Annotated in this window: 24 protein-coding genes; 11 read left to right on the top strand and 13 right to left on the bottom strand. The window is 73.9% G+C overall.

Going from position 1 to position 25,285, the window contains the following annotated elements; all coding sequences use genetic code 11:
• Window positions 1-100: 100 nt before the first annotated feature.
• The 5 genes from ACLQ3K_RS14900 to ACLQ3K_RS14880 form a co-directional block, all read right to left on the bottom strand.
• Entirely contained in the window at window positions 101-1,540 is a 1,440-nt protein-coding gene (locus tag ACLQ3K_RS14900; protein WP_224650840.1) for a GuaB1 family IMP dehydrogenase-related protein, read from the bottom strand.
• A 46-nt stretch (window positions 1,541-1,586) separates the two neighbouring features.
• On the bottom strand, window positions 1,587-2,090 hold the full coding sequence (locus ACLQ3K_RS14895; protein WP_426000329.1) for an NINE protein: 504 nt from the start codon (window positions 2,088-2,090) through the stop codon (window positions 1,587-1,589).
• Between the two features lie 47 nt (window positions 2,091-2,137).
• The gene (locus ACLQ3K_RS14890; RefSeq protein WP_224650835.1) at window positions 2,138-3,079 is read right to left on the bottom strand and encodes a M56 family metallopeptidase; all 942 of its coding nucleotides are present in this window, start codon (window positions 3,077-3,079) and stop codon (window positions 2,138-2,140) included.
• 21 nt (window positions 3,080-3,100) lie between these two features.
• Entirely contained in the window at window positions 3,101-3,487 is a 387-nt protein-coding gene (locus ACLQ3K_RS14885; protein ID WP_224650832.1) for a BlaI/MecI/CopY family transcriptional regulator, read from the bottom strand.
• Window positions 3,488-3,774: 287 nt separating this feature from the next.
• Window positions 3,775-4,008, bottom strand: a complete 234-nt coding sequence (locus ACLQ3K_RS14880) for a PspC domain-containing protein (protein ID WP_426000326.1) — start codon at window positions 4,006-4,008, stop codon at window positions 3,775-3,777.
• A gap of 143 nt (window positions 4,009-4,151) precedes the next feature.
• On the opposite strand from ACLQ3K_RS14880, the gene ACLQ3K_RS14875 reads away from it, so the two are divergent.
• The gene (locus ACLQ3K_RS14875) at window positions 4,152-4,577 is read left to right on the top strand and encodes a PaaI family thioesterase (protein WP_426000324.1); all 426 of its coding nucleotides are present in this window, start codon (window positions 4,152-4,154) and stop codon (window positions 4,575-4,577) included.
• 76 nt (window positions 4,578-4,653) lie between these two features.
• Here ACLQ3K_RS14875 and ACLQ3K_RS14870 read toward each other — a convergent pair whose 3' ends face one another.
• Window positions 4,654-6,105: an NAD(P)/FAD-dependent oxidoreductase gene (locus ACLQ3K_RS14870; protein ID WP_426000322.1), complete on the bottom strand. Its 1,452-nt coding sequence runs from the start codon at window positions 6,103-6,105 to the stop codon at window positions 4,654-4,656.
• A gap of 71 nt (window positions 6,106-6,176) precedes the next feature.
• Window positions 6,177-6,746 carry a CGNR zinc finger domain-containing protein gene (locus tag ACLQ3K_RS14865; RefSeq protein ID WP_426000320.1) on the bottom strand — a complete coding sequence of 190 codons (570 nt, stop codon included), beginning with the start codon at window positions 6,744-6,746 and terminating at the stop codon, window positions 6,177-6,179.
• 84 nt (window positions 6,747-6,830) lie between these two features.
• Between ACLQ3K_RS14865 and ACLQ3K_RS14860 the strand changes: the two genes are divergently transcribed.
• Entirely contained in the window at window positions 6,831-7,850 is a 1,020-nt protein-coding gene (locus tag ACLQ3K_RS14860; protein ID WP_426000318.1) for an EamA family transporter, read from the top strand.
• On the opposite strand, the gene ACLQ3K_RS14855 is transcribed toward ACLQ3K_RS14860, so the two are convergent.
• On the bottom strand, window positions 7,750-8,268 hold the full coding sequence (locus ACLQ3K_RS14855) for a GNAT family N-acetyltransferase (RefSeq protein ID WP_426000316.1): 519 nt from the start codon (window positions 8,266-8,268) through the stop codon (window positions 7,750-7,752). The genes ACLQ3K_RS14860 and ACLQ3K_RS14855 overlap by 101 nt on opposite strands.
• 92 nt (window positions 8,269-8,360) lie before the next feature.
• Here ACLQ3K_RS14855 and ACLQ3K_RS14850 point away from each other — a divergent pair, with 92 nt between their 5' ends.
• Both ACLQ3K_RS14850 and ACLQ3K_RS14845 read left to right on the top strand, forming a co-directional pair.
• Window positions 8,361-9,233 (top strand): hypothetical protein, encoded by an 873-nt coding sequence (locus ACLQ3K_RS14850; protein ID WP_426000314.1) that lies wholly within the window; start codon window positions 8,361-8,363, stop codon window positions 9,231-9,233.
• Between the two features lie 147 nt (window positions 9,234-9,380).
• Window positions 9,381-10,109: a PadR family transcriptional regulator gene (locus tag ACLQ3K_RS14845; protein WP_224650803.1), complete on the top strand. Its 729-nt coding sequence runs from the start codon at window positions 9,381-9,383 to the stop codon at window positions 10,107-10,109.
• Here ACLQ3K_RS14845 and ACLQ3K_RS14840 read toward each other — a convergent pair.
• The 3 genes from ACLQ3K_RS14840 to modA are packed head-to-tail and all read right to left on the bottom strand — an operon-like array spanning window position 10,078 to window position 12,652.
• Entirely contained in the window at window positions 10,078-11,076 is a 999-nt protein-coding gene (locus ACLQ3K_RS14840; protein WP_426000451.1) for a sulfate/molybdate ABC transporter ATP-binding protein, read from the bottom strand. The two genes, ACLQ3K_RS14845 and ACLQ3K_RS14840, sit on opposite strands and share 32 nt — an antisense overlap.
• Window positions 11,073-11,846, bottom strand: a complete 774-nt coding sequence (locus ACLQ3K_RS14835; RefSeq protein ID WP_426000311.1) for an ABC transporter permease — start codon at window positions 11,844-11,846, stop codon at window positions 11,073-11,075. The genes ACLQ3K_RS14840 and ACLQ3K_RS14835 overlap by 4 nt, the downstream gene beginning before the upstream one ends.
• A gap of 23 nt (window positions 11,847-11,869) precedes the next feature.
• Complete coding sequence (modA, locus tag ACLQ3K_RS14830) at window positions 11,870-12,652, bottom strand: molybdate ABC transporter substrate-binding protein (RefSeq protein ID WP_426000309.1); 783 nt, start codon at window positions 12,650-12,652, stop codon at window positions 11,870-11,872.
• A gap of 49 nt (window positions 12,653-12,701) precedes the next feature.
• Here modA and ACLQ3K_RS14825 point away from each other — a divergent pair, with 49 nt between their 5' ends.
• Complete coding sequence (locus ACLQ3K_RS14825) at window positions 12,702-13,136, top strand: acyl-CoA thioesterase (protein ID WP_426000307.1); 435 nt, start codon at window positions 12,702-12,704, stop codon at window positions 13,134-13,136.
• Here ACLQ3K_RS14825 and ACLQ3K_RS14820 read toward each other — a convergent pair.
• Window positions 13,133-13,645, bottom strand: coding sequence for a DUF1990 family protein (locus ACLQ3K_RS14820; RefSeq protein ID WP_426000305.1), 513 nt, complete (start codon window positions 13,643-13,645; stop codon window positions 13,133-13,135). The genes ACLQ3K_RS14825 and ACLQ3K_RS14820 overlap by 4 nt on opposite strands.
• A gap of 19 nt (window positions 13,646-13,664) precedes the next feature.
• A complete protein-coding gene (locus ACLQ3K_RS14815; protein WP_426000303.1) occupies window positions 13,665-14,513 on the bottom strand; it encodes a DMT family transporter in 849 nt (282 codons plus the stop codon).
• Between the two features lie 80 nt (window positions 14,514-14,593).
• On the opposite strand from ACLQ3K_RS14815, the gene ACLQ3K_RS14810 reads away from it, so the two are divergent.
• Genes ACLQ3K_RS14810 through ACLQ3K_RS14785 form a run of 6 tightly spaced genes read left to right on the top strand, consistent with a single transcriptional unit; the run spans window position 14,594 to window position 25,284 of the window.
• On the top strand, window positions 14,594-15,025 hold the full coding sequence (locus tag ACLQ3K_RS14810) for a type II toxin-antitoxin system Rv0910 family toxin (RefSeq protein WP_426000301.1): 432 nt from the start codon (window positions 14,594-14,596) through the stop codon (window positions 15,023-15,025).
• Between the two features lie 22 nt (window positions 15,026-15,047).
• The gene (locus ACLQ3K_RS14805; protein WP_426000299.1) at window positions 15,048-15,854 is read left to right on the top strand and encodes an HAD family hydrolase; all 807 of its coding nucleotides are present in this window, start codon (window positions 15,048-15,050) and stop codon (window positions 15,852-15,854) included.
• A gap of 31 nt (window positions 15,855-15,885) precedes the next feature.
• The gene (recC, locus tag ACLQ3K_RS14800) at window positions 15,886-19,239 is read left to right on the top strand and encodes an exodeoxyribonuclease V subunit gamma (protein WP_426000297.1); all 3,354 of its coding nucleotides are present in this window, start codon (window positions 15,886-15,888) and stop codon (window positions 19,237-19,239) included.
• Window positions 19,239-22,592, top strand: a complete 3,354-nt coding sequence (locus tag ACLQ3K_RS14795) for a UvrD-helicase domain-containing protein (protein WP_426000295.1) — start codon at window positions 19,239-19,241, stop codon at window positions 22,590-22,592. The genes recC and ACLQ3K_RS14795 overlap by 1 nt, the downstream gene beginning before the upstream one ends.
• Window positions 22,589-24,406 (top strand): exodeoxyribonuclease V subunit alpha, encoded by a 1,818-nt coding sequence (gene recD / locus ACLQ3K_RS14790; RefSeq protein ID WP_426000293.1) that lies wholly within the window; start codon window positions 22,589-22,591, stop codon window positions 24,404-24,406. The genes ACLQ3K_RS14795 and recD overlap by 4 nt, the downstream gene beginning before the upstream one ends.
• The gene (locus tag ACLQ3K_RS14785) at window positions 24,403-25,284 is read left to right on the top strand and encodes a hypothetical protein (protein ID WP_426000291.1); all 882 of its coding nucleotides are present in this window, start codon (window positions 24,403-24,405) and stop codon (window positions 25,282-25,284) included. Before recD ends, ACLQ3K_RS14785 begins: the two co-directional genes overlap by 4 nt.
• The last annotated feature ends 1 nt before the right edge of the window (window position 25,285 follow it).

The raw sequence follows: 25,285 nt of genomic DNA, 5'->3' as shown, positions 1-25,285 counted from the left end.
TCGTCGTCGGCGGCGTTTGCCGGGTCTTCGGGACTTCATGGTCCTTCCAGAGGATCGTCGGTGGGATTCACTGCATCCTACCGACGATCCGTCGGGATTCTCACCAACCGCCGGGGAGCGGCCGGCCCTCTGCGAAGCCCGCCGCGCTCTGCACGCCGACGGTGGCCTTCGCGTGGAACTCCGGCACGCTGCGCGCGCCCGCGTAGGTGAAGGAACTGCGCACGCCCGAGGTGATCCGGTCGAGCAGGTCCTCGACGCTGGGCGCCTCGGGATCGACGCGGATCCGCGAGCTGGAGATGCCCTCCTCGAACAGCGACTTGCGGGCGCGGTCGAAGGCGCCCTCGCCGGCGGTGCGCGCGGCGACGGCGCGCTTTGAGGCCATGCCGAAGCTCTCCTTGTAGGCGGAGCCGTCGGTCGCGTACTTCATGTCGCCGGGCGCCTCGTAGGTGCCGGCGAACCACGAGCCGACCATCACGTTGGAGGCGCCGGCGGCCAGCGCCAGCGCGACGTCGCGCGGGTGCCGCACGCCGCCGTCGGCCCAGACGTGGGCGCCCAGCTCGCGGGCGGCCGCGGCGCAGTCGAGCACGGCGCTGAACTGCGGCCGGCCGACGCCCGTCATCATGCGGGTGGTGCACATGGCGCCGGGGCCCACGCCCACCTTGACGATGGTGGCGCCGGCGTTGACCAGGTCGCGGGCGCCGGCCGCGGCGACCACGTTGCCCGCGGCCAGCGGCAGTCCCAGGTCGAGGGCGGCGACGGCCTCGAGCGCGTCGAACATCTTGGCCTGGTGGCCGTGCGCGGTGTCGACGACGAGCACGTCGGCGCCGGCCTCGGCGAGGGCGCGCGCCTTGGCGGCCACGTCGCCGTTGATGCCGACGGCGGCGGCGATGCGGAGCTTGCCGGCACCGTCGACCGCGGGGCTGTAGATGCCCGCGCGGACGGTGCCGGTGCGGGTGAGGACGCCGTGCAGGCGGTCGTCGCCGTCGACGAGGACCGCGAGGTCCGAGTGGTCCTTGTCCAGCAGGTCGAAGACGGCCTCGGGCGCGGTGCCGGCGGCGGCGCACACGAACGACGTGGTCATGACGTCGCGCAGGCGCGCGAAGCGGTCGACGCCCTCGCAGGCCGCGGCGGTGACGAGGCCGACCGGCCGGTTCTCGGCGTCGATGATCACGACGGCGCCGTGGGCGCGCTTGGGCAGCAGCGCCACCGCGTCGCTCACGGAGTCCTCGGCGCTGAGCGTGACCGGGGTGTCGGCCACGAGGTCGCGGCTCTTGACGTACGAGATGGTCTCGGACGCGGCCTGCAGCGGCAGGTCCTGCGGGAGGACGACGATGCCGCCGCGGCGCGCGACGGTCTCCGCCATGCGGCGGCCGGCGACGGCCGTCATGTTGGCGACGACGAGGGGGATCGTGGTGCCGGTCCCGTCGACCGACGCCAGATCGACGTCGAATCGGGAGGTCACGTCCGACCGGTTCGGGACGAGGAAGACATCGTCGTAGGTCAGGTCGTACTGCGGGCGGCTATCAGGAAGGAACTGCACGTGGAATCATGCTAGCCCACCCGCGGCGATTCCAGGGCATCGACGGCTACGACAGGAGGACGCGCCCCTGCGCGTCACGGACGCTGCCGGTGAGCATCATGATCGCGTCGATCAGCGCCCAGATGCCCCCGGCCATCCAGAACAGCATCGCGATGAGCATGCCGATGCCGAAGGTGAGGAAGCCCAGGAAGAAGAAGAACCAGCCGATGACGTGGATACCCAGCTGGAGGCCGCCGATCACGCCGTACCCCAGGTAGAACCGGCCGACGCCGAAGCCCCCGAGGAACAGTTGCAGGAGCCCCGCCACGACCTTCGACTTGTCGGAGAGCGGGAGGCCCGTCCCCGGGTCCACGCCGTAGCCGCCTCCCATGGCGTACCCGGGCTGCGGGTATCCGGCCTGCGGATAGCCCGGCTGGCCGTAACCTCCCTGGTACGGCGCGATGCTGTACGGCTGCTGCTGGGCGTACGGGTCGTAGGACGGCTGCGGGTCGTAGCCCTGCTGGGCGTACGGGTTGTACTGCTGGCCGTACGGCTGCTTAGGATCGGTCATGGTGGTCTCCTCGTCTCCCCTGAGGCGCCCAGCGTACCGGCGCGGAATCAGTGCAGGATCAGGCGGGAGAGCTCGGTGAGCCACGGCACCGCGACGGCGACCGTGGGCACCACCAGGATCAGGCCCGCGAGTAGGTAGACCGAGGCGCTGAACAGGTTGCTTGCCGGGGGCATCGTCAGCCGCTCGACCCGGACGACGGTGCCGGTCGCGCCGACCGCGAGGGCGCCCCGCGGGGCCGGGCTCTGCGCGCAGGTGACCAGGGCGTTGGCGAGGGGGAGCGGCCCGGCGGCGGCGACGGCCTCGTCGTCGGCGAGCAGCTCGACGAGCAGCTTCACCGAGTCGAGTGCGGCGGACGAGCGGACGACCTTGGGGAAGGCGTGGTTGACGGCGGTGAAGGCCTCGAGCACCAGGTCGTGCCGGGACCGCAGGTGCGCCCGCTCGTGCGCGATGACGGCGGTGAGCTCCTCGTGGCTGAGCTGGTTGATCGTGCCGACGCTCAGCACGACGCGGTGCCGCAGCCCGGGCAGGCAGTAGGCCAGCGGCTGGTCGACGCCGAGGACGCGCAGGTCGGCGGCGGAGACGGGGTGGTCACCGTCGACCGCCTGGGACAGGATGTCGACGACGGTGCGGTGCCGGGCGCGGCGCCGGCGGGTGCGGATCGCGAGCCGGACGGTGGAGGTGATGAGCCGGGCGCCGATCAGCAGGGTGAGCGCGAAGGCGACCACTGCGACGATCCACGGGATGAGGCCGAGCTGGCGGATCTCGTCGATCGGGTTGGTGGTGGGCCGGCCGTCGGCGCCGGGGACCAGCAGGCGGCTGGCGATCACCAGACCGGCGCTGAAGGCGGAGAGCACCGCGGCGAGGGCGATCGCCTGCCACAGCACGAGCGCGGCGCGCGGGGCGCGCAGCGGCCAGGAGGCGCGGGAGAGCCACGCGGGCACCGGCCCCGCGAGCAGCAGGGCCAGCGCTCCGAAGATGAAGGCCGCCATGAGGACGAGCCTACTGGTTGATCAGGGCTCGGCGCGACGACCGGCGTCGCCGGCCTCGAGCTTGGCGAGCGCGCGGCGCAGCGCCTGCGCCTCGTCGGCACCCACGCGCTCGACGAAGTGCACGAGCGCGGCCTCCCGCGAGCTCTCGGCCTGGTTCAGCGCGTCGAACATCAGGTCGGCGACGAGCTCCTCGCGGCCGAAGCTCGCGGCGTAGCGATGGGCCCGGTCCGTGCGGATCTGGCTCACCAGCTTCTTCTTCGCGAGACGCTGCAGCACAGTCATCACCGTCGTGTACGCGAGTTCGCGGTCAGCGGCGAGCGACTCGTGCACCTGTCGCACGGTCTGCGGTTCAGTGGACGCCCAGAGATGGTCCATGACCGCGCGTTCGAGATCTCCCAATGCCGCCATTGCTCCGATTCTACTCGGCATGGCCCGCATCGCTACGACGGCCTGTCGTAATCCACGCCACACTCATTAGGGCTTGCTTAGTTAGGGGAGCCTGCCCTAGAGTAGGTCTCGTCGCCGAGAGCGACACCGAAACCACATCGGACCGTGACGCGAACTGAGGGCTGCAGTAATCCGCCGGTCTGTGCCACGGCGGGTCCGGGGGATGGCTGAGCCCCCGGACCCGCCGACTTCTTTCCCCGCGTCGTGAAGTCTCCGACGCGGACGTGCCCCTCGCCGCCGAGCGCGGATCAATCCTTGGGCATCACGAGCCAGAGCAGCAGGTACAGCAGGAACTGCGGGCCGGGCAACAGGCACGACACCACGAAGAGCACGCGGACCAGGGTCGCGTCGATGCCGAAGTAGCGGGCGATCCCGGCGCACACGCCGCCGATCCAGTTGTTCTGGACGTCGCGGGCGAACCGCTTCTGCGGCGGCGCCGGGGGGACGTAGGGATTGGGGGCGAAGGGATCGTTCTCGGTCATGACTCCACAGTGCCGGGCGGCGGCGCCGCCCGCATCGGGGTCTACCCGGACCCGGGCCCCGATCTTCCGGCCTCGCCCGATCCCGGGACCCGATCGTCCGGCCCGGAGGCGGGGCCCGCGATGCCCGGTTCTAGGGTGGATCCATGACGCAACCGACACCCGGACAGCAGCAGGTCATCGACGGGATCATCGCCGGCGGTACCGCCGGATTCGACAAGATCCTCGGCCTCGAGTACACCGCCGTCACCGCCGACGGCGTGCAGGCGACGCTCACCCTGCGGCCCGAACTGCACCAGCCCTTCGGCATCACCCACGGCGGCGTCTACTGCGCCATCGTCGAGTCGGTCGCCAGCGTCTCCGGCGTCGTGTGGCTCGGTGGCGCCGGGCACGTCGTGGGCGTGAACAACAACACCGACTTCCTGCGCGCGCTCTCCAGCGGCGTCCTCTCGATCCGCTCCACCCCGATCCACCGCGGCCGCCGCCAGCAGCTGTGGCTCGTGGAGATCGACTCCGCGGACGGCAAGGCCGTCGCACGCGGCCAGGTGCGGCTGCAGAACATCGACGCCTGACGGCGCCTCCCGGAACGCGACGAGCGCGCCACCCCGACGTGGGTGACGCGCTCGTCGCGTTCGTGCCGGGGCGGTGTCAGCCGGCCTTCTCGGCCTCGTTCGCCGGTGCGCCCGGGGCCTGGACCGGCACGTCCGCCTTGGGCGCCGACTTCGGCAGCGCCTTCGTCGGCGAGCTGGTGTGCACCGGCGGGATGGCGGGCTTCGCGCCGTTCTGCAGCGCGTCGAGCGCCGTGCGCGCGTAGACCTGCTGCTCGGTGATGGTCATCTGGCCGCGCTTGTTGGTGAGGAACGTGATCGCCCACGACGTCAGCGTGATGACGCGGTTCTGGTAGCCCACGATGTACCAGAGGTGCAGCGCGAGCCAGCCGAGCCAGGCGAGGAAGCCGCCGAACTCGAGCTTGCCGACCTTCGCCACGGCGCTGGCGCGCGAGACGGTGGCCATGGAGCCCTTGTCGAAGTACTTGAAGGGCTTGCGGTCGGCGGGGGACTGGCCCTCGAGGCCGGCCTTGATCGCCTTCGCGGCGTACGTCGCGCCCTGGATGGCGCCCTGCGCCATGCCCGGGACACCGTCGACCAGCATCATGTCGCCGACGACGAAGACATTCGGGTTGCCCGGGATGGTGAGGTCGGGCAGCACCCGGACCCGGCCCGCGCGGTCGGTCTCGGCGCCGGACTGGTCGGCGAGGATCTTGCCGAGCTTGCTGGCGGCGACGCCCGCGGACCACACCTTGCACTGCGCCTCGATGCGCCGCTCGGTGCCGTCCTTCTCCTTGACGACGAGGCCGTCGGCGTCGACGTCGACGACCATCGCGTTGAGCTGGATCTCGACGCCCATCTTCTCCAGGCGCTTCGCGGCCATGGTGCCCAGCTTCTCGCCCATCGGCGGAAGCACGGCGGGCGCGGCGTCGAGGAGGATCACGCGCGCCTCGGTGGGGTCGATGTTGCGGAACGCGCCCTTGAGCGTGTTGTCCGACATCTCGGCGATCTGCCCGGCGAGCTCGACGCCGGTGGGGCCCGCGCCGATGACGACGAAGGTGAGGAGCCGCATGCGCTCCTCGTGGTCGTGCGAGAGCTCGGCCTGCTCGAAGGCGCCGAGGATGCGGCCGCGCAGCTCGAGGGCGTCGTCGATCGTCTTCATGCCGGGCGCGAACTCGGCGAACTGGTCGTTGCCGAAGTACGACTGATCGGCGCCCGCCGCGACGATGAGGCTGTCGAAGGGCGTGACCGTCGTGCGCTCGAGCAGGTGGCTCGTCACCGTGCGGTTCTCGAGGTCGATGTCGCTGACCTCGCCCAGCAGCACCTCCGCGTTGCGCTGCTTGCGCAGGATCATGCGGGAGGCGGGCGCGATCTCGCCCTCGGACAGGATGCCGGTCGCCACCTGGTACAGCAGCGGCTGGAACAGGTGGTGGGTCGTCTTCGCGATCATCGTCACGTCGACGTCCGTGCGCTTGAGGGCGCGCGTGCCGAAGAGGCCGCCGAACCCCGATCCGATGACGACCACCTTGTGGCGGTGCGCTGCGTCGCTCATAACTCTCGTCGCTCCTGGTATACGTCGAAGCCGGGATCCCCGGCGTGTGCAGTCCTACCGTAGTCCGCCGCTCAACTCCCGTCGCGCTGCACGCCCGAACTCGTGGCCCGCCGCTCCCGGTAGGCGGCGACGTGCGTCCGATTGCCGCAGTTCCCCTCGGTGCAGAAGCGGCGCGAGCGGTTCTTCGACAGGTCCACGAGAACTCGGTCACAGTCGTCGGCCGCGCAGGTCTTGAGCCGGTCGACGTTGCCGCTGCGGACCAGGTCGACGAGGGCCATCGCGCACTCCACTCGGACGCGCACGGGGATCGGCGCGTCGTCGTCCGTGAAGTGCAGGTGCCAGTCCCAGCTGCCGTGCCGGGTCAGCCGGGGCTGCTGCGGCGTGGCCGCCAGCATCTCGTTGACGATCCCGGCGACGGCGTCGGGGTGCCCGGCCGTGAAGGCTCGCGCCAGCTCGGTGCGCAGCGCGTGGATCGGTGCGACGTCGCGCGCCTGCGCGCTGCTCCAGCCGGTGAACTCGTGCCGGTGCAGGTACTCCTTCAGGGCGTCGACGGTGCCGAGCCGTTCCTCGTCGCCGTACGCGGTGTTCACCAGGTCGGCCGCCATGAGTAGGGACGGCTCCGTGTCATGTGCGAATTTCATTTGACTCCTTACGGCTGGGGCCGCTACTGTCATGAGTGTACTTCAATTGACTCCTTACGGATCGCGCAGACACGGAGGTGACGCATGGGTCGGGGTATCGCAATCGCACTACTGTCGGGGTTCGCCTTCGCGATGTCCGGCCCGTTCGGCAAGCCGCTGCTCGCCGCGGGATGGAGTCCGGCCGGCGTCGTGCTGGTGCGCATCTGGATCGCGGCGATCGTCACGCTGATCCCGATGCTGATCGTCGGGCGGGCCAGGCTCGCGACGCTGCGGCACGCGCCGTTCACGGTGCTGGCGTACGGCCTGCTCGCGGTGATCGGCGTGCAGCTCGCGTACTTCAACGCCATCGCGCACATGTCGGTCACCGTCGCGCTGCTCATCGAGTTCTCCGCGCCGCTGCTGGTGCTGGTGTACCTGTGGGCCCGGTTCGGGCGGCGCCCCACGCTGCGCACCGTCCTCGGCGCGGCGCTCGCCGTCGCGGGACTGGTCGCGGTCGTCGGCGCGGCCTCCGGCGGCGCGGTGGTCACCCCCATCGGCCTGGCGTGGGCGTTCGTGTCGCTGGTCGGCCTCGCGGCGTACTTCCTGCTCGCCGAGGACGGCACCCGGGCGGACGACATCGACGTCGCGAGCATTGAGGGCGCGAAGCCCGCGGTCGACCAGCTGGCGCTCGCCGTCGGCGGCCTGCTCGTGGGCGCGGTGGTGCTGTCGCTGACCTCGCTCGCGGGGCTGACGCCCGTGCGCATCTCGACCGCGCCGGTGGTCCTCGGCGGCCTCGGCACCACGCCGTGGTGGGTTCCCGCCGTCGTGATCGGCGCGGTCGCCACCGGACTGGCATACGTCGCGGGCATCCTCGCCATCAACATGATCGGCCCCACGCTGGCGTCGTTCCTGGGCTTCTCCGAGGTCATCGCCTCGGGCGTCGTGGCCTGGTTGATGCTGGGCGAGGCGCTCACGCCGCTGCAGATCGTGGGCGCGGTCGCGATCGTCGCGGGCGTGATCGCCGTCAAGCGGGGCGAGCGGAGCGGAACGCCGGACGGTCCGCGGCGAGACGCGCCAGCCAGTCCGCGCGATGGAGCTCGTACTCCACCCGCGCGTACGGCGTGAGGTCGGCCTCGGCCTCGTCGCCGAGGTCCACCTCGCCCTGCAGTGACTCCCAGTCGAGCATGGCGATGTCGAGCTGCTGCATCCCGAGGCTCGCGAGCACCCGGCGCGAGGCCAGGTTCGACCAGGCGGTGGAGGCGTAGACGCGCCCCGTGAGGCCGTGCTCGAGGGCGTGGCCCACGAGCGCGTGCGCCGCCTCGGCGCAGAATCCCCGTCGACGGTGGGCGTCCGCGACCGCGTAGCTCAGCTCCAGTCCCCGGGCTCGACTGTGCCGGGAGGCGCGCAGCGCGATCCGGCCGAGAGTGCGGCGACTGTGCCGATCGACGATGTGGAACCGGCCGTCGGCGTCGCCGGAGGTGCCGGTGGCAGGGGAGAGGTGCAGGCGCGCCGTTTCGATGTGCACGTGCAAATCTCCCCTCACGAGGCCCAGCGTATCGTCTCGGCGCCGGTGTACGGGGCAGTTCGCGCGGGTGTCGCGACGGCGGGCCGCCGTTGGCTGCCATACTGTCCGGCGTGACGTACCGAATCGCTCTTGCCACCTCCGCGGCGCAGCCGGACACCGACGACCGCGGCCAGGAGATCCTCGCCGCCCTGCGCTCCGCCGGCCACGAGGCCGAGGCCGCCGTGTGGTCCGATTCCGCCGTCGACTGGGAGCAGTTCGACGCGGTCGTGATCGCCGGCGCCTGGGACTACGCGCAGCGCTACGACGACTTCCTCGGCTGGGCCTGGCGTGCCGCCGCCCAGTCGCTCGTGCTCAACCCCGAGCCCCTGGTCCGGTGGTACGCCGACAAGCGCTACCTGCGGGACTACGAGTCCGAGGGCATCCCGATCGTGCCGACCCAGTTCATCACGGTGCACGACGCCACTCTCGACCACGACTACCTCGGCACCGATCACGTCGTGCGCCCGTCGATCAGCGGCGGCCTCGCGGAGTCCTTCCGCTTCGGCCCCGAGGACAGCGATGCGAGCCGCGCCAAGCTCGAGGAGATCAAGGCCTCGGGCAGTAGCGTCATGGTGTTCCCCTACTCGGTCGAGGCCGGCGGCGTCTCGCTGGTGTACATCGGCGGCGAATACAGCCATGCCTTCGGGCGCGACCTGGCCGCCGAGGTCAACGCAGAGCCCGCGGACGGCCGCCCGGCCGAGGTCGTCGTCGACGCGGAGCCCACCGACGCCGAGCGCGCCGTCGCGGAGGCCGCACTGAAGCCGATCGACCCGGCGAACCCGCCGCTGTACGTGCGCATCGACATCGTCCGCACCCCCGAGGGCGCGCCGGTCATCCTCGAGGTCCAGGTCGTCCAGCCCGATCTGCACCTGGAGCGGCTCGACGGCGGCGCGGAGAAGTTCGCCCAGGCCGTCCTCGCGCGGGTGGCCGCCGAGAAGGCCTGACCAGCCCGAACAGCTGAATGAAGTCCCCGTCCGGAGATCCGGGCGGGGACTTCGTCGTCGCAGGGGGTTGTCAAAGAATGCATCACGATATATCGTGAACGCATCGGGTCGCGGAACATGCGGCCCCCTACCGAAAGGAGTGCCACCATGCGTAGGCACACTCACGATGATCAGCGTTTCGAGGGCCGTGGCGCCCGCAACTGCGACGACCGGTTCGAGGGCCGCTTCGACGGCCGGTTCCGCCAGGGCGGTTTCCCGGGTGGGCCCGGCTTCGGCCCCGGCGGCCCGGGCCCCTTCGGTCCGGGAGGTCCCGGCGGCCATGGCCGCGGCGGCCACCGCGGTGGCCGTGGCGGACGCCGCGGCGTCCAGCGCGGCGACGTCCGGATCGCGGTCCTCAAGCTGCTGGAGGCCGAGCCCATGCACGGCTACCAGCTCGTCTCCTCGATCGAGGAGCGCACGGCCGGGGCGTGGAAGCCCAGCCCCGGCGCCATCTACCCCACGCTCAGCCAGCTCGAGGACGAGGGGCTGATCACCATCGAGCGGGAGAACGGCCGCAAGGTCGCCACGCTCACCGACGCGGGTCGCGAGTACATCGAGACCACCCTCGCCGACGCGCCCGATCCCTTCGCCGGGTTCGACGGCGGCTCGGCCGAGCGCGGACACCTCCGCGACACGCTGCGCGAGCTGCACGAGGTCACCCGCCGGGTGGCCCGCACCGGCAACGCCGAGCAGACCGCCGCCGTCGACACCATCCTCGGCGACGCGATCAAGCAGGTCTACCTGCTGCTCGCCGGCGTGGACCGCACGCCCCCGGCCGCCGGTGACCCGGCCGCCGACGGTGCGGCTACCGACGCCGCGGAGCCGGACGAGCAGTAGCCGCCCGGCGCGCCCGCGCCGGATCGGGGAGCAGGCGCACCGCGTCGCCGGGATGCAGATCCCGGTAGCGCTCCGCCGGGAGCTCCGCGACCAGCGCGGTCCCGTCCTCGACGGTGGCGGTCACGCGGCAGTGCCCGCCCGCCACCGTCACCTCGACCACGGTGCCGGCCATCCCGGCACCGTCGGGCCCGTCGACGCGCACCGCGTCCGGCGGGAAGACCCGCACCCCTTCGCCGTCCGGCAGCAGGTTCATCCCCGCCAGCCGGGCGGCGAAGTGCGTTGCGGGGGAGAGCAGCAGTTCGGCCGCGGGGCGGTGATCGGCGACCCGCCCGTCCTCGAGGACGGCTGCCTCGTCGGCGAGCGCCACCACGTCGGCGGCGTCGTGCGTGATCAGGACGCACGTCCGGTCCCGCAGCAGGGCTCGCAGGAGCGAGCGCACCTCCGCCCGCGCCGAGACGTCGAGCGCCGAGAGCGGCTCGTCGAGGAGCAGCACCTTCGGTTCGGCGGCCAGGGCCCGGGCCAGCGCGACGCGCTGCGCCTGCCCGCCGCTCAGCTCGTCCGGGCGCCGGTCCGCGAGGTGGTCGGCGCCCACGGCCTCGAGCCAGTGGTCGGCCGCGGCCGCCGCGGCCCGACGGTCCGCCCCCGCGCTCCGGGGCGCGAAGGCCACGTTCGCGCGCACCCGCAGGTGCGGGAACAGCCGCGCCGTCTGGCCGAGCAGCGCGACCCGTCGACGGTGCGCCGGCACCCAGGTGCTGCCGTGCGCGACGGTCTCGCCGGCGACGACGATCCGCCCCGCATCGGGCCGGACCAGGCCCGCGACGGCGCCCGCCACTGTCGACTTGCCGGTCCCGTTGGGGCCGAGCAGCGCCAGGGTCCGCCCCTCGGGCACCGCGAAGACCGCGTCGACGCCGCGGTCCACGACGGTGATGTCGACCTCCAGGCCCGGGGCCGTCGGATCCCCTGTCATCGGCGCCACGCCCGCACCCCGTAGACGCCCGAGACGATCACCGCGGCCGCCGCGAGCAGGACCAGCGACAGCGCCACCGCCGCTTGGGGATCGGTCTCGTTGCGCAGGTAGATCTCCAGCGGGAGCGTGCGGGTGGTCCCGGCGAGCGAGCCCGCGAAGGTGAGCGTCGCGCCGAACTCGCCGAGCGCCCGCGCGAAGGTCAGCACCACGCCCGAGGCGATCGACGGCAGTACCAGCGGCAAAGTGATGCGCCGCAGCACGACCGACGGGGGCGCGCCCAGCGTCGCCGCCGTGTGCTCGAAATCCGTTCCCAGCGTGCGCAGCGCGCCCTCCACCGCCAGCACCAGGAAGGGCAGCGCGACGAAGGCCTGGGCGAGGACCACGGCCGTCGTCGTGAACGCGATGTGCCCGCCGACCCCGCCGTACTGGCCCACCAGGCCGCGCCGGCCGAAGGCGTAGAGGAGCGCGATGCCGCCCACCACCGGCGGCAGCACCAGCGGCAGCAGCACCAGCGGGCGGAGCACGCCAACGAGCCGGGAACGACTGCGCGCGAGGATCACCCCGAGCGGCACGCCCACCAGGATGCAGACCACCGTCGCGGCGAGGGAGGTCTCCAGCGAGAGCACCAGGGCCGTGCGGGAGTCCTCGGAGGTGACCAGCTCGCCGAACCGGGGCCAGTCCACCTTCGCCACGATCGCGACGAGCGGGATCAGCACGAAGGCCGCGCCCAGTGCGGCGGGTACCACGATCCAGCGCGGATACCCGGTCACGGGCGTGGAGCGGGCGGGCGGGGTCAGTTGGGTGCCCCGAATCCGGCGTCCGCGAGCGCTGCCCGGCCCTCGGTCCCGCGGACGAAGTCGACGAACCGCTTCGCGCCGTCGGCGTTCTTCGCGCCGGTCAGCGGGGCGATGGGATAGACGTTGACCGCACCGTCGGCCTCGGGGAAGTCGACCGACGCGACGGCGCCCTTCGTGCCCTTGACGTCCGTGCGGTAGACGAGCCCCGCGTCGGCCTGCCCGTGCCGGACCTTGGCCAGCACGCTCGAGACCGAGTCCTCCTCGCTGACGGGCGTGAGGGTCACGCCGGCGGCCTTGGTGACCTTCGCGGTCGCGGTGCCGCAGGGCACGGGCTGCGCGCACACGACGACGGAGACGCCCGGCTTCGCCAGGTCGGCGAGCGTTCCGATACCCTTCGGGTTGCCGGGCGCGGTGGCGATGGTGAGCACGTTGGTGGCGAAGGGCTGCGGGTCGGTGACCAGCGAGGCGGCCTCGGCCTTGTCCATCGTGGGCGTGTCGGCGGTCGCGAAGACGTCGGCGGGGGCGCCCTGCTGCAACTGGGTGAGCAGGCCCGAGGACCCGCCGAAGGAGAACTTCACCGTCGTGCCGGGGTTGGCGGCGGAGAACGAGGTGCCCAGCTTCTCGAAGGTCGCCTGCAGGCTCGCGGCGGCGTAGACGACGACGGTGCCGGAGCCCGCGGCCGCCGACGAGGACGTCGCGCCCTCCGGCGTGTTCGACGTCGAGCAGGCGGCGAGGCTCGCCGCGAGGACGGCGGCGGTCAGGACACGTGCGGCGCGCATGGCAACTCCCGGTGGCGGTGGTCGGCTTCCGATGGTCGAGACTATCCCCATGGCAACTCACGAGGTGGCGGTCCCGATGCGGTGGGCCGACATGGACGCCCTCCAACACATCAACAACGTCGCGATGATGCGGCTGCTGGAAGAGGCCCGCATCCGATTCCTGACCGACAACGTCCCGCAGCCGCGCGAGGCGAAGGTGACGATGTTCGTCGCCCACCACGAGATCGACTACCTCGCGCCGCTGCTGTACTCGCCCGAGCCGGTGCGGATCGTCCTGCACGTCACGCGGATCGGCCGCTCCGGCTTCGACCTCGGCTACGAGGTCATCGCCTCCGACGGTGCCGTCGCCGCGATCGCCGAGACCTCCATGGTCGTCGTCGACGAGGCCGGCCGCCCGGCGCCGCTGCCCGCCGCCCTGCGCACCGAACTCGCCGGGCTGGTCGGCGATCCGGTGCCCTTCCGCCGGCGCCGCGTCTCCGTCTAGCGGACCATCGCGGCGAGGTAGCGCCGCGTCATCACGGCCTGCAGCGCGCGGGCGACCGGGCCGCCCAGGCGGGAGTACCAGCGTCCCGGGCGCGAGAAGGCGGCCACGACCGCCACGACGGCACCGTCGGGACGGATCTCCACGGAGAAGAGCTCCTCGCCGCTCTCCGGGTGCCCCGGCAGGGTGCCGTAGGCGAAGCCTGCCCGGTCGGGCTCGTCGAGCACGTAGACCACGCGGCACGGGATCCGGATCGGGCCGAACAGCGGCGTCGACAGCACCATGACGGTGCCGAGCTCGGCGGTCGGCGTGCTCGCCCGGACCCGCATGCCCGCCCCGCGCTGCATGCCGTACGCGAGGATCGCGTCCCGCACGGTGGCGAAGTCCTCCCGGCCGCGGCCCACGACCCGCTCGGCGCGAACCGCGTGGGCGTCGCCGGGCGGGGTGCCGCGGGTCGCGCCCACCTCCGGGTAGGTGAAGGGCGCGTCCACCAGTGCCGCGAGGTCCGTCATACCGCCCGACGGTACGCCGTCACCGTCGGGCGAGGCGGGCCGCCGCCGCGGCGCCGACCAGGCCCGAGGCGACGACCGCGACGCCGTGCCAGCCGCTCATCGTGACGGTCTCGCCGAGCACGACGGCGCCGAGCGCCGCGGCGCACACCGGCTCGGCCAGGGTGATCGCCGGCAGCGAGGCGGAGATAGGCGCGGGTTGGAACGCCCGCTGCTGCAGGTACATCGCGCCGAGCCCGCTCAGGACGAGGACGTACAGACGCCAATCCGTGAGCAGCCGCAGGCTGTTCGCGAGGAAGTCGGCGTGCTCGTACGAGGTGAGCACCGGCTTCGTCAGCACCGTCGCCACCCCGAACAGGACGCCCGAGGCGACGCCGAAGGACATCGCGCGCACCGGGCCGGGCAGCGACCGCACGAGCCCGAACCCGGTCGCGACCGCCGCGACGGCGCCCACGGCCACGAGGGCGGGGAGCCAGGTGGCGCCCGGGGCGTCGGGGACGCCGTCGGTGGGGCGGCCCGCGATGAGGAAGACCGCCAGCGCGATCGCGAGCACCGCCGCATAGGTCCACTCGCGCGCGGTGACCCGCGTGTGGTTGAGCAGCGCCGAGACGGGCAGCGCGAACAGCAGGGCCGCCACGATGAGCGGCTGCACGACGAGTACCGGGCCGAGCGCCAGGGCCCACGCCTGGAAGGCGTATCCGCCGAGGTCGCCGAGCAGACCGAGCCACCAGCGCGGCCGGCGGACGAGCTCCGCGATGAGCGAGCCGCCCTCGTCGACGGTGGCGGCCTCCGCCTGCTGCGCGGCGGAACCGCAGGCGAACAGGAAGGCGGCGACGAGGGCGAGGACGACCGAGGCCGAGGTGGCGGACACGCGTGAAATCTACGCTCGCGCGAGCGGCCGCCGCAGCGCACGCTAAGTTCGACAGCAGCAACCCGCGAAGGAGGACTGACGTGGCGAAGGTCGAGAGCACCGTTGAGGTGGCGCTCCCCCCGGACGAGGCCTGGGCGAAGGCGGCCGACCTGGAGACGCTGCCGCAGTGGCTGACCCTGCACGACGGCTGGCGCGGCCCCCTGCCCGAGCTGGCGAAGGGCGCGAAGATCGCGTGCGTGGTGAAGGTGAAGAACTTCCGCAATCGGGTCGACTGGGTCATCACGTCGTACGACCCGCCGCGCACCCTGGTGCTCGACGGCAAGGGCGTCGCCGGCACGAAGTACAAGCTCACCGTCGCGATCGCGCCCACGGGCAGCGGCTCCACGATCTCGCTGCGCGCCGATCTGGGCGGAGCGCCGCTGTTCGGCCCCATCGGTGGGACGGTCGCGCGGGCGCTCAAGGGCGACATCGCGGAATCGCTCGCGACCTTCAAGCGGATGTACGAGCAGTAGCGGCTTCGGGGAGGGCGGGCGCGTGGAACTCACGGATCTGGTCGGTGCCGCGGTCCGTGGCGGCCTGAGTTGGGGCGCGGACACGGTGGCCCGGCTGCGGCAGCGCGCCGGGTTCGACGGTCCGCGGCCCTGTGACGGCCTGATCCTCGACATCGACGACACGCTCGTCGACACCGACGCCGCCCTGCGCACCGCCGCCCGGGCGGCAGCGCTCGAGGTGTGGCCGACGTCGAACGCCACGGTGCGCGAGCGCTTCGCGGAGCTCTTCCTGACCGATCCCGAGGGCGTCTTCGGCCGGTACACCGCGGGGGAGCTGCGCTTCCACGAGATGCGCAAGGCCCGCATCGCCGTCGCCGCGGAGCGGTCCGGGCTGCTCTGGGAGGCGCGTCGGTACCGCCGCTTCTGCAGCGGCTTCGACCCGGCCTTCGCCGCGGCGCAGCACCTGTTCTCCGACGCGATGCCTGCCGTGGCGGCCGCCGAGCGGTGGGGGATCGCGGTCGTCCTGCTCACTAACTCGTCGTCGCCGGCGACCCGGATGAAGCTCCAGGTACTGGGCGTCTCGGATCGGTTCGAGCGGGTGGTCACCACCGACACCCTCGGGATCGGCAAGCCGGACCCCAGCGTCTTCCTGCACGCGTGCGAGTTGGCCGGCGCCGCCCCCGAGGCGTGCGTCGCGGTCGGCGACAACTACGCGAACGACGTGGTCGCCGCGCGCGACGCGGGGCTGCGGGCACTGTGGCTCGACCGGTCCGGCCGGGGCACCGGCGGGGAGCCGCCGACCATCCGCTCGCTCGCCGAACTCCCAGCGGCCCTGACCCGGGCGGTCTGACCTGTCGGTGGCCCGTGTTACAACTGCCCCCATGCTCACCGTGCACCGATCCGAACGCGGCGACGTCCTGCTGGACGCGCTCGCCGAGGTGCTCGCGGTGCCCGGCGCCGATCCCTTCGTCCCAGACCTGATCGCGGTCCCCGCCCGCGGGGTCGAGCGGTGGATCATCCAGGGCCTCGCCTCCCGGCTGGGCATCGCGGCGAACATCGACTTCCCCACGCCCGCAGCGCTCGTCGCGGACGCGGTGGGCGCCGCCTCGGGCATCGCCCCGGACCAGGACCCGTGGCGCGGCGAGCGGCTCGTGTGGCTGGTGCTCGCCGCGGTCGACGCGATGGCCTTCGAACCCGACGGCGCCGTGCTGGCCCGGCACCTGGGCGTGGTGGCGGGGGGCGGCTGGGCGGACCAGCCGGGTCACCGGCCGCGCCGCCGGTACCCCACGGCCGAGCTGCTGGCCGGCCTGCTCCGGTCGTACGGCGCGAACCGCCCCGGCATGCTGGCCGCCTGGGCGGAGGGCCACGACACCGACGGCCTCGGCGGCGAGCTTCCGGAGGACCTGGCCTGGCAGGCCGAGCTGTTCCGTCGCGTGCGGGCGCTGGCGGGCGTGCCCAGCCCCGCGGAGCGCCTCGAGGAGGCGTGCGCCCGGCTGCGGAGCGAGCCCGGCCTCGTCGGCCTGCCCGGCCGGCTCTCGGTGTACGGACCCACCCGGCTCCCGTCGGACCAGGTCGCGGTCCTCGGCGCCCTCGCCGCGGGGCGCGAGGTGCACCTGTGGCTCCCGCACCCCAGCCCGGCCCTCTGGTCCGCGTCGTCCGACGGTGCGCCCGCCGCCGGCCCGGTGCCCGCGCCGGTGCCGCGCACCGCGGGCGCCGCGGCGGCGAACCCGCTCCTCGCGTCGCTCGGGCGCGAGGCCCGGGAGCTGCAGCAGCGCGTCGCGCCCCTCGCGGACGCCGATCTGCACCACCCCGCGCCCGCGCGCCCCGCCACGCTGCTGGGCGCCCTGCAGGCCTCCGTCGCCGACGACGCGCCCTTGGCCGGCGATCACGTGCCCGACGGCTCGCTGGAGTTCCACGCGTGCCACGGCCCCGCCCGCATGATCGAGGTGCTGCGCGAGCGGCTGGTGCGGCTGTTCGAGGACGATCCCACGCTGCAGCCCCGGGACGTATTGGTCACCTGCCCCGACATCGAGACCTACGCGCCGCTGATCCGCTCCGCGTTCGGCCAGGCCGTGACCGGTGCCGCGGGCGATGCCGCCACGGCGCCGGGAGCGGAGCGAGCGGGCCGGATCGACGGGGAGCAGGTGCATCCCGCGCAGCGACTGCGGGTGCGGCTCGCGGACCGCGCGCTCCGGTTCACCAATCCGCTGCTCGACGCGCTGGTCACCGTCCTGGAGATCGCCGACGGCCGCGCCACCGTGGCGCAGGTCCTCGACCTCGCCGCCACCGAACCGGTGCGCCGGCGCTACCGCTTCGGCGACTCCGATATCGAGCGGCTGCGCGCCTGGGCGGGCCCGTCGGGCGCCCGGTGGGGCCTCGACGCCGCGGGACGCGAGCGCTACGGCCTCGGCGGCTTCCCGCAGAGCACCCTCGCCACGGCCCTCGACCGCATCGTCCTGGGCGTCGTCGCGGACGAGTCCGAGGGCGAGTGGCTGGGCCTCGGGCTGCCGCTCGACGACGTGGACTCCACCGACATCGACCTCGTCGGCCGGTTCGCCGAGTTCCAGGGCGTGCTCACCCGCGCGAGCGCCGACAGCCGCGGCCGGCGGTCCGCCCGCGCGTGGGCGGAATCGCTGCAACGACTCCTCGGCGAGGTGGGTGCCGTGCCCGCCGCCGATTCCTGGCAGGTCACGCAGGCGGGCCGCGAGCTTACTGCCGCTCTGCGCGACGGTGCCGACCGCGACCTCACGCTCACCGAGGTCCGGGCGATGCTCGCCTCGCGGCTCTCGGCCAAGCCGACCCGCGCGAACTTCCGCACCGGCGAACTCACGGTGTGCACCCTGGTGCCGATGCGGTCGGTGCCGCACCGGGTCGTCGTGCTACTCGGGCTGGACGACGAGGTCTTCCCGCGCTCCACCCGCTACTCGGGCGACGACGTGCTGGGCCGCACGCCCTGCGTCGGCGAGCGCGACCCCCGCGCCGAGGACCGCGAGCTCTTCCTCGACGCGGTGACCAGCGCGACGGACCGGCTGCTCGTCTTCTACACCGGCGCGGACCCGGTCAAGGGCACCCGCCGCCCGCCCGCGGTCCCCGCCTCGGAGCTGCGCGACGCGGCGCAGGCCCTGCTCGCGGACCCGGCGGCCGCCGGGCTGGAGTTCCGGCATCCGTTGCAGCCCTTCGACCCCGTCAACTTCGACCCGGCGGCGTTCGGCCGGGGCGAGCCCTTCTCCTTCGATCCCGCGGCGTACGCGGGCGCCGTCGCCGCGCTGGCGACGCCCGCCGCCCCGGAGCCCTTCCTGGCCGCGCCGCTCCTCGCCTCCGCCGTGGAGGACGTCGACCTCGACGCGCTCGTGCGGTTCTGCGAGCACCCCGTCAAGGCCTTCCTGCGGCAGCGCCTGGGGTTCACGGTCCCCGACGCCGACGACGAGCTCGCGGAGACGCTCACGATCGCCCCCGACGGCCTGCAGAAATGGGACATCGGGGAGCGGATGCTGGCGTCGGCCCTGGCCGGCGTGCCGCCGGAGAAGTTCGCCGCCGCCGAGGTGCGCCGCGGCACCCTCCCGCCCTTCGCCCTCGGCTCGGCGGTGCTGGGCGACATCGGCGCCACCGTCGCCGAGCTGGCCCGCGTCGCGGGGCCGCTCATGACCGGCGCCGCGACCACCGTCGACGTGACGGTCGACGTCGGGGACGGGCGCAGGCTCGTCGGCTCGGTGCCGGCCGTGCGACCCGACGGGGTGGTGCGCGCCTCGTTCTCCCGGCTCGCGCCGAAGCACCGGGTGGCGGCGTGGATCGCGCTGCTCGCGCTGGCCGGAGCGGGCCACGACGATGCCTCCGCCGTCGCGATCGGCCGGGCCAGGTTCCGCGGGGTGCTGACCTCGCGGCTGCAGGTACCGCCGGATCCCGCGGCGGTGCTGCGCTCGCTGGTCGACCTGCGGGACCGCGGGCTGCGCGAGCCGCTACCGCTGTTCCCCGCCGCGTCCGCGGTGTACGCCGAGCGGCGGCAGAACGGCGACGACCAGGCCGCCGCGACCGAGGCGGCGCTGCGCGCCTTCGACGACACCTTCGGTGATCAGGCGGACCGGTCGATCCGGTTCGCTCTGGGGGAGAGCGCCTTCGCGGATGCGCAGGGCCCGCCGCACGACGGCGAGACGGGCTTCTCCTTCGAGCGCAGCCGGTTCGGCACTCTGGCCGCCCGGCTGTGGGTACCGATCCTCGCGTGTGAGGAGATGATCTGATGAGCGCGCGCGAACCCGTGCTGGGCGCGGTCCCCTTCGAGCTCACCGGCCCCCTGCCCGCCAGGCCCACCACCACGGTGCTCGAGGCCAGCGCAGGCACCGGCAAGACCTACGCCATCGTCGGGCTGCTGGCGCGGTACGTCGCGGAGGGCGTCGCGGAGTTGGGCGAGATGCTGCTCATCACGTTCTCCCGGGCCGCCACCCAGGAGCTGCGCGAGCGCGCCCGCGCCCGGCTGCTGTCCGTCGAGCTGGCCCTGCGCGACCCCGACGCCGCGTCGGGGTCCGAGGACGAGCTGATCCGCCACCTCGCCACCGGCGACCCGGCCGAGATCACCGCCCGGCACCGCCGCCTGGTCACCGCACTCTCCGATTTCGACGCCGCCACCATCACCACCACCCACGGCTTCTGCCAGCGCATGCTCGACGCGCTGGGCCTCGCGGGCGACCTCGAGCCGGGCGCGGTCTTCGTCGAGGACGTCGACGATCTGGTGCAGGAGGTGGCGGAGGACGTCTACCTCGGCATGTTCGCCGGCCGCGAGCGCGCGCCCTTCTCCCTGGCTGACGCCCTGATCTACGCCCGCACCGTCGTCGCCAACCCGCGCGCCGACATCACGCCCGCCGACGCCGAACCCGGATCGGAGACGGGGATGCGCGTCGACTACGCGCGGATCGTGCGCCGCGAGGTGGATCGCCGCAAGCGGATGGGGCGCCTGCGCGACTACGACGACCTGCAGGGCCTGCTGCGCGACGCCCTCACGGACCGCGTGCACGGGCACCGGGCCTGCGCCCGGCTGCAGGCGCTCTACTCGGTGGTCCTCGTGGACGAGTTCCAGGACACCGACCCCGTGCAGTGGGACATCCTGCACGCCGCCTTCCACCGCACGAGCACGCTGGTGCTGGTGGGCGACCCGAAGCAGGCCATCTACGCCTTCCGCGGCGCAGAGGTCTACAGCTACCTCAGCGCCGCCACCACCGCGGACCGGCACCAGGCGCTCACCGTCAACCACCGCTCCGACGCACCCCTCGTCGACGCGCTGCAGCACCTGTACGGCGATGTCGCGCTGGGGGATCCGCTCATCGTGGCCGGCTCCGTCGAGGCGCACCGCCGCACCTCCCGGCTCGCCGGCGGCGCGCCGCTGCGGCTGCGTCACCTCGGGTGGAACGGCCTCGGCCCCAAGACCCAGTCGGGTACTCCCTATGTGCGGAACGTGCGGCCCGCCGTGCTCCGCGACGCCGCCGCCGACATCACGCGCACCCTCACGGCGGGGGAGCAGCTGGAGACGGCGCCCGGCGAGAGCCGCGCGCTCCGGCCCGGCGACGTCGCGGTGCTGGTGCGGAAGAACGCCCACGTCGCCGAGTTGCAGTCGCTGCTGCAGGATTACGGTGTGCCGGCCGTCGCCGCGGGCGGTGCCAGTGTCTTCACCACGGCCGCCGCCGTCGACTGGCTCCGCGTCCTGCAGGCGCTGGAGAACCCCGGCCGCAGCGACCGCGCTCGGCTCGCCGCGCTCACGCCGCTGTTCGAGTTCACCGCCCGCGACCTCGACGAGCGCGGCGACGAGCTGGTCTCCGTGATCAGCGGCCGGCTGCGGACCCTCGCGGGCGTCTTCGCCCGCTCCGGCTTCGCGGCGATGTTCGACGCCCTCGCCACCCGTTCCCGCTTCGACGAGCGGCTCCTCGGCCGCGTCGGCGGCGAGCGGATGCTCACGGACCTGCGCCACGTCGCCGAACTGGTCCAGCACGCCACCGTGACGCTGGGCCTCGGCCTCGGCGCCGCCACCCGATGGCTCGCCGACCGCATCGCCGACCCGGGCCTGGGCGGCACCGCCGACCCCGCGCGCCGGCTGGCGACCGACACCGCCGCGGTCCAGCTGATGACCGTGCACGCGAGCAAGGGCCTGCAGTTCCCGGTGGTGTACCTGCCCTTCGGCTGGGACGACGGCTCCTTCGGCGGCAAGAAGACCTTCGTCTTCCACGACGAGAAGGGCGAGCGCCTCATCGACGTGGGCGGGGAGTACGCGCCCGGCTACGCCGAGCGGTACGCCGTCTCGCAGAAGGAGGCCGCGGGCGAGGAGCTGCGCCTGTTCTACGTCGGCGCCACGCGCGCGCAGTCCCGGCTGGTGCTGTGGTGGGCGCCCGGCACCACCACCCGCAGTTCGCCGCTGCACCGGCTGCTGTTCTCCGCCGACGTCGGCGGCGGCCGGATCCCCGCCGATCAGGCGCCGATCCCGCGCGACGCCGATGTGGGCCCGAGGCTGCGGGAGTGGGCCGCGCCCGTCGCGGCCGCGGTGTCGATCGAGGCGGTCGATCTCGCCGCGCCGAAGCCGGAGCCCTGGCGGCCCGAGGACCGGGCCTACCCGGCCCTCGAACTGGGCCGCGCCGCGCGCCGCATCGACCCCACCTGGCGCCGCACCAGCTACTCGGCGCTCGTCGCCGACGCGGCCCACGGCCCGGCCGAGGCGGCACCCGACACCGGCAGCGAGCCGGAGGAGCCGGTCACCGACGACGAGCCGACCGAGGAGCCGATGGACGCGCCCGCCGAGGCGGGCGGCGCACCGTCGTCCTTGATGAACGGGCTGTCGGGCGGCGCGGTGTTCGGCACCCTCGTGCACGAGATCCTCGAGCACGTCGACACCGGAGCGCCGGATCTCGCGGCCGAGGTGCTGGCCCGGTGCCGCGAGGCGGCCGAGTTCGGCGCCACCCCGGACGATCCCGCGGAGGTAGCCGCCGCGCTGGTCGCGGTGCTGCACACCCCGCTCGGCACCGGCGACCTCGCGCACCTGACCCTCGCCGAGGTCGCCCCGGCGGATCACCTCGCCGAGCTGGACTTCGAGATCCCCCTGGGCGCGGACGACGGCGCCGCGGCCACCCTGTCGACGATCGCCGACCTGTTCGAGCGGCATCTCCCCGCCGGGGATCCGCTCGCCCCGTACGCGGAGCGGCTGCGCGAGGTGCCCGGCGCGGCGCTGCGCGGCTACCTCACCGGCAGCATCGACTCGGTGCTTCGCGTCGCGACGCCGGAGGGCCCGCGGTTCACCGTGGTCGACTACAAGACCAACCGGCTCGCGCGCGGCGACCTGACGACCGCCGACTACACCGCCGAGGCGATGGCGCGGGAGATGATCTCGTCGCACTACGTGCTGCAGGCGCTGCTCTACTCGGTGGCGCTGCACCGCTTCCTGTCCTGGCGCGTGCCCGGCTACGCGCCGGCCACGCACCTCGGCGTGGTCCAGTACCACTTCGTGCGCGCCATGATCGGCCCCGCCAGCCCGCCCGGCGCGGGCGTCTTCGAGTGGCACCCGCCGGCGGCACTCGTCGTCGCGGTGTCGGATGCACTGGCAGGGGGCGGGCGATGACCACGACGGAGCCGACGCTGCTGGAGACCTTCGCCGAGGCCGGGGTCCTCGGCCCCGCCGACGTGCACGTCGCCGCCACCCTGGGCCGCCTCGGCGGCGAGTCCGACGAGGCCGTGCTGCTCGCCGCCGCGCTCGCCACCCGCGCGGTGCGGCTCGGCTCGGTCTGCCTCGAGCTCTCTCGCCTGCGGGACGTCGCGGTCGACGGCGAGCGCGAGGTCGACGTGGCCGCCCTGCCCTGGCCCGAGGACGCCGCCGTGCTCGACGGTCTGCGGCGCAGCCCGCTCGTGGTCGGCGCCGCGTCGGGGCCGCTGCGCCCGCTGCGGCTCGTCGGCGACGAGCTGCTCTACCTCGACCGGTACCACCGGCAGGAGGAGACGGTCCGCGCGATCCTCGACGCCCGCGCCGGCGCCGCGCCCGGCGTGGACGCCGCGCGGCTGCGCGAGGGACTGCGCGCCCGGTTCCCCGAGCCCGGCCCGGACCGGCAGCGGCTCGCGGCCGCGGCCTCGGTGCTCGGCCAGACGACGGTGCTCGCCGGCGGCCCCGGCACCGGCAAGACCTATACGGTGGCCCGGATCCTCGCGCTCCTCTTCGACCAGCACGGCCCGGACCTGCGGATCGGCCTCGCCGCGCCCACCGGGCGCGCGGCGGCGCAGCTCGCGGGCGAGGTCCGCGCGCAGGGGGCGACGCTGGGCCTGCCGCGGGAGATCCCGGCCCAGACGATCCACCGCATGCTCGGCTTCAAGCCGGGCAACGCGAGCCGGTTCCGGCACGATGCAACCAACCACCTGCCCTACGACGTGGTGGTGGTCGACGAGACCTCCATGGTTTCGCTGACCATCATGTGCCGGCTGCTCGAGGCGCTGCGGCCGGACGCGCGGCTCATCCTGGTCGGCGACCCGGATCAGCTCGCGTCCGTCGACGCGGGCGCGGTCCTGGGCGACCTGGTCGCGCGCGGGGTGACGACGGCACCGTCGCCGGAGCTCGAGGCGCTCCTCGCCGACGAGACCGGGCGGCCCGGCGGCGACGAGGCCGGCATCGACGACGCGGAGCTCGCCGACGCGCGCCGCGGCGTGGTGCGGCTGCGGCGCGGCCGCCGGTTCACCGGTGCGCTCGGCGAGCTGGCCGACGCGGTGCGCCGCGGCGACGCGGACCGCGTCGTCGAGCTGGCCCGCGCCGGCGGCGACGGCGCCATCGAGTGGTGCGAGCCGGACGACCTCGCGGGCCTGCGCGCCGACGTGGAACGGGCGAGCGCGGTCACCGTCGGCGCCGCGCAGCGCGGGCTCGCCGCCGAGGCCGCCACCGGGGTCCAGCTGCACCGCGTGCTGTGCGCACACTCGGAGGGGCCGTCGGGCGTCACCCGCTGGGCGCAACTCGCCGAGGAGTGGGCGGGCGTCCGCGGCGGCGGCTCCGGCTGGTACGCCGGGCAGCCCCTGCTGGTGACCGCCAACGACTACGACACCAAGGTCTACAACGGGGACGTCGGCGTGGTCATCGCGCACGACGGCGACCCGGCGGACCTGCGCGCCGCCTTCGCCCGCGGCGGCGACGTCGCGCTGCTGTACCCGAACCAGCTGGTCGCGGTGCGCACCGTCTACGCGATGACGATCCACCGCAGCCAGGGCAGCCAGTACGAGGCGGTGTCCGTCGTGGTCCCGCCCGCCGACTCCCGGCTGCTCACCCGCGAGCTGCTGTACACCGCGATCACCCGTGCGCGGCAGCGCGTCCGGCTGGTCGGCGGCGAGGAGGCGCTGCGGGCCGGCGTCGAGCGGCAGGTGTTGCGGGCGAGCGGCCTCCGGGGAGACGCTGGGGTATGACCGAGCGCAGGCGCGTCCTGATCCAGGGGGCCGGGGCGGTGTCTGCCGCGGCCGGCGCGCTGCTGGCGGGGACCGGCGCCGACGTGCGGGCCGCGTCGCGACGCGCCGACGTCCTCCTCACCGCCGTCGATCCGCGCGGCGTGGTGGCGCACGTGCCGGTGGTGCGGTACGCGGACGTGGAACCCGGCACCGTCGACCTACTGATCCTCACTTCCGCCCCCGGCGAGCTCGACGACGGCGTCGCCACCGCGCTGGCCGCGGCCCGGCCCGAGACGGTCGGCGTGACCAGCCCCGTGATCGGCGACGCCGCGGTCGCGGAGCGGATGTTCCCCGGCGCCGGGATCGCGACCCTCGCCCCGGGCCTGCTGTCCTTCGCGACCGCCCGCGGCACCGAGACCCGCGCCGAGTTCTGGGTGCCGCCGCTCGCCCGGGCGTTCTCCGCCGTGGCGGTCGAAGGATCCGACCGCGATCTGCCGCGGCGGCTCGCTGCGGAGTACCCGGGGGTGATCGGGCGGGCGCCGGCCCGCGGCGTGGCGGCCGTCGGCGCGGCGATGGTGCCCTACGCCGCGGAGCTGGCGATCGTCGGCGGCGACTGGCCCACGTTCCTGCGACGCCTCACGCGGCCGGGCCGGGCGATGGCGGAGGCGATGCGCGTGGACGTCGGGCTACCGGTCTTCGCGCCGCCCCCGATCGTCGTGCGCGCGGTGCTGCGGCAGCTGTGTCGGACCGTGCCCTTCGACTTCCCGAAGTTCGCGGGCAACCACTTCGTCCGGCACGCCGACCAGAGCCTGCGCATCCTCGACGCCTGGCGCGCGATGACCCCGCGCGCCACACCCGCCCTGGACGCGCTCCGCGAGGACCTCGCCGCGGCGCTGTGAC

Origin of the sequence: Tsukamurella sp. DT100 (assembly GCF_049844855.1) — a bacterium.
GTDB lineage: Bacteria > Actinomycetota > Actinomycetes > Mycobacteriales > Mycobacteriaceae > Tsukamurella.
This window is presented reverse-complemented; position numbering and strand designations above follow the sequence as displayed.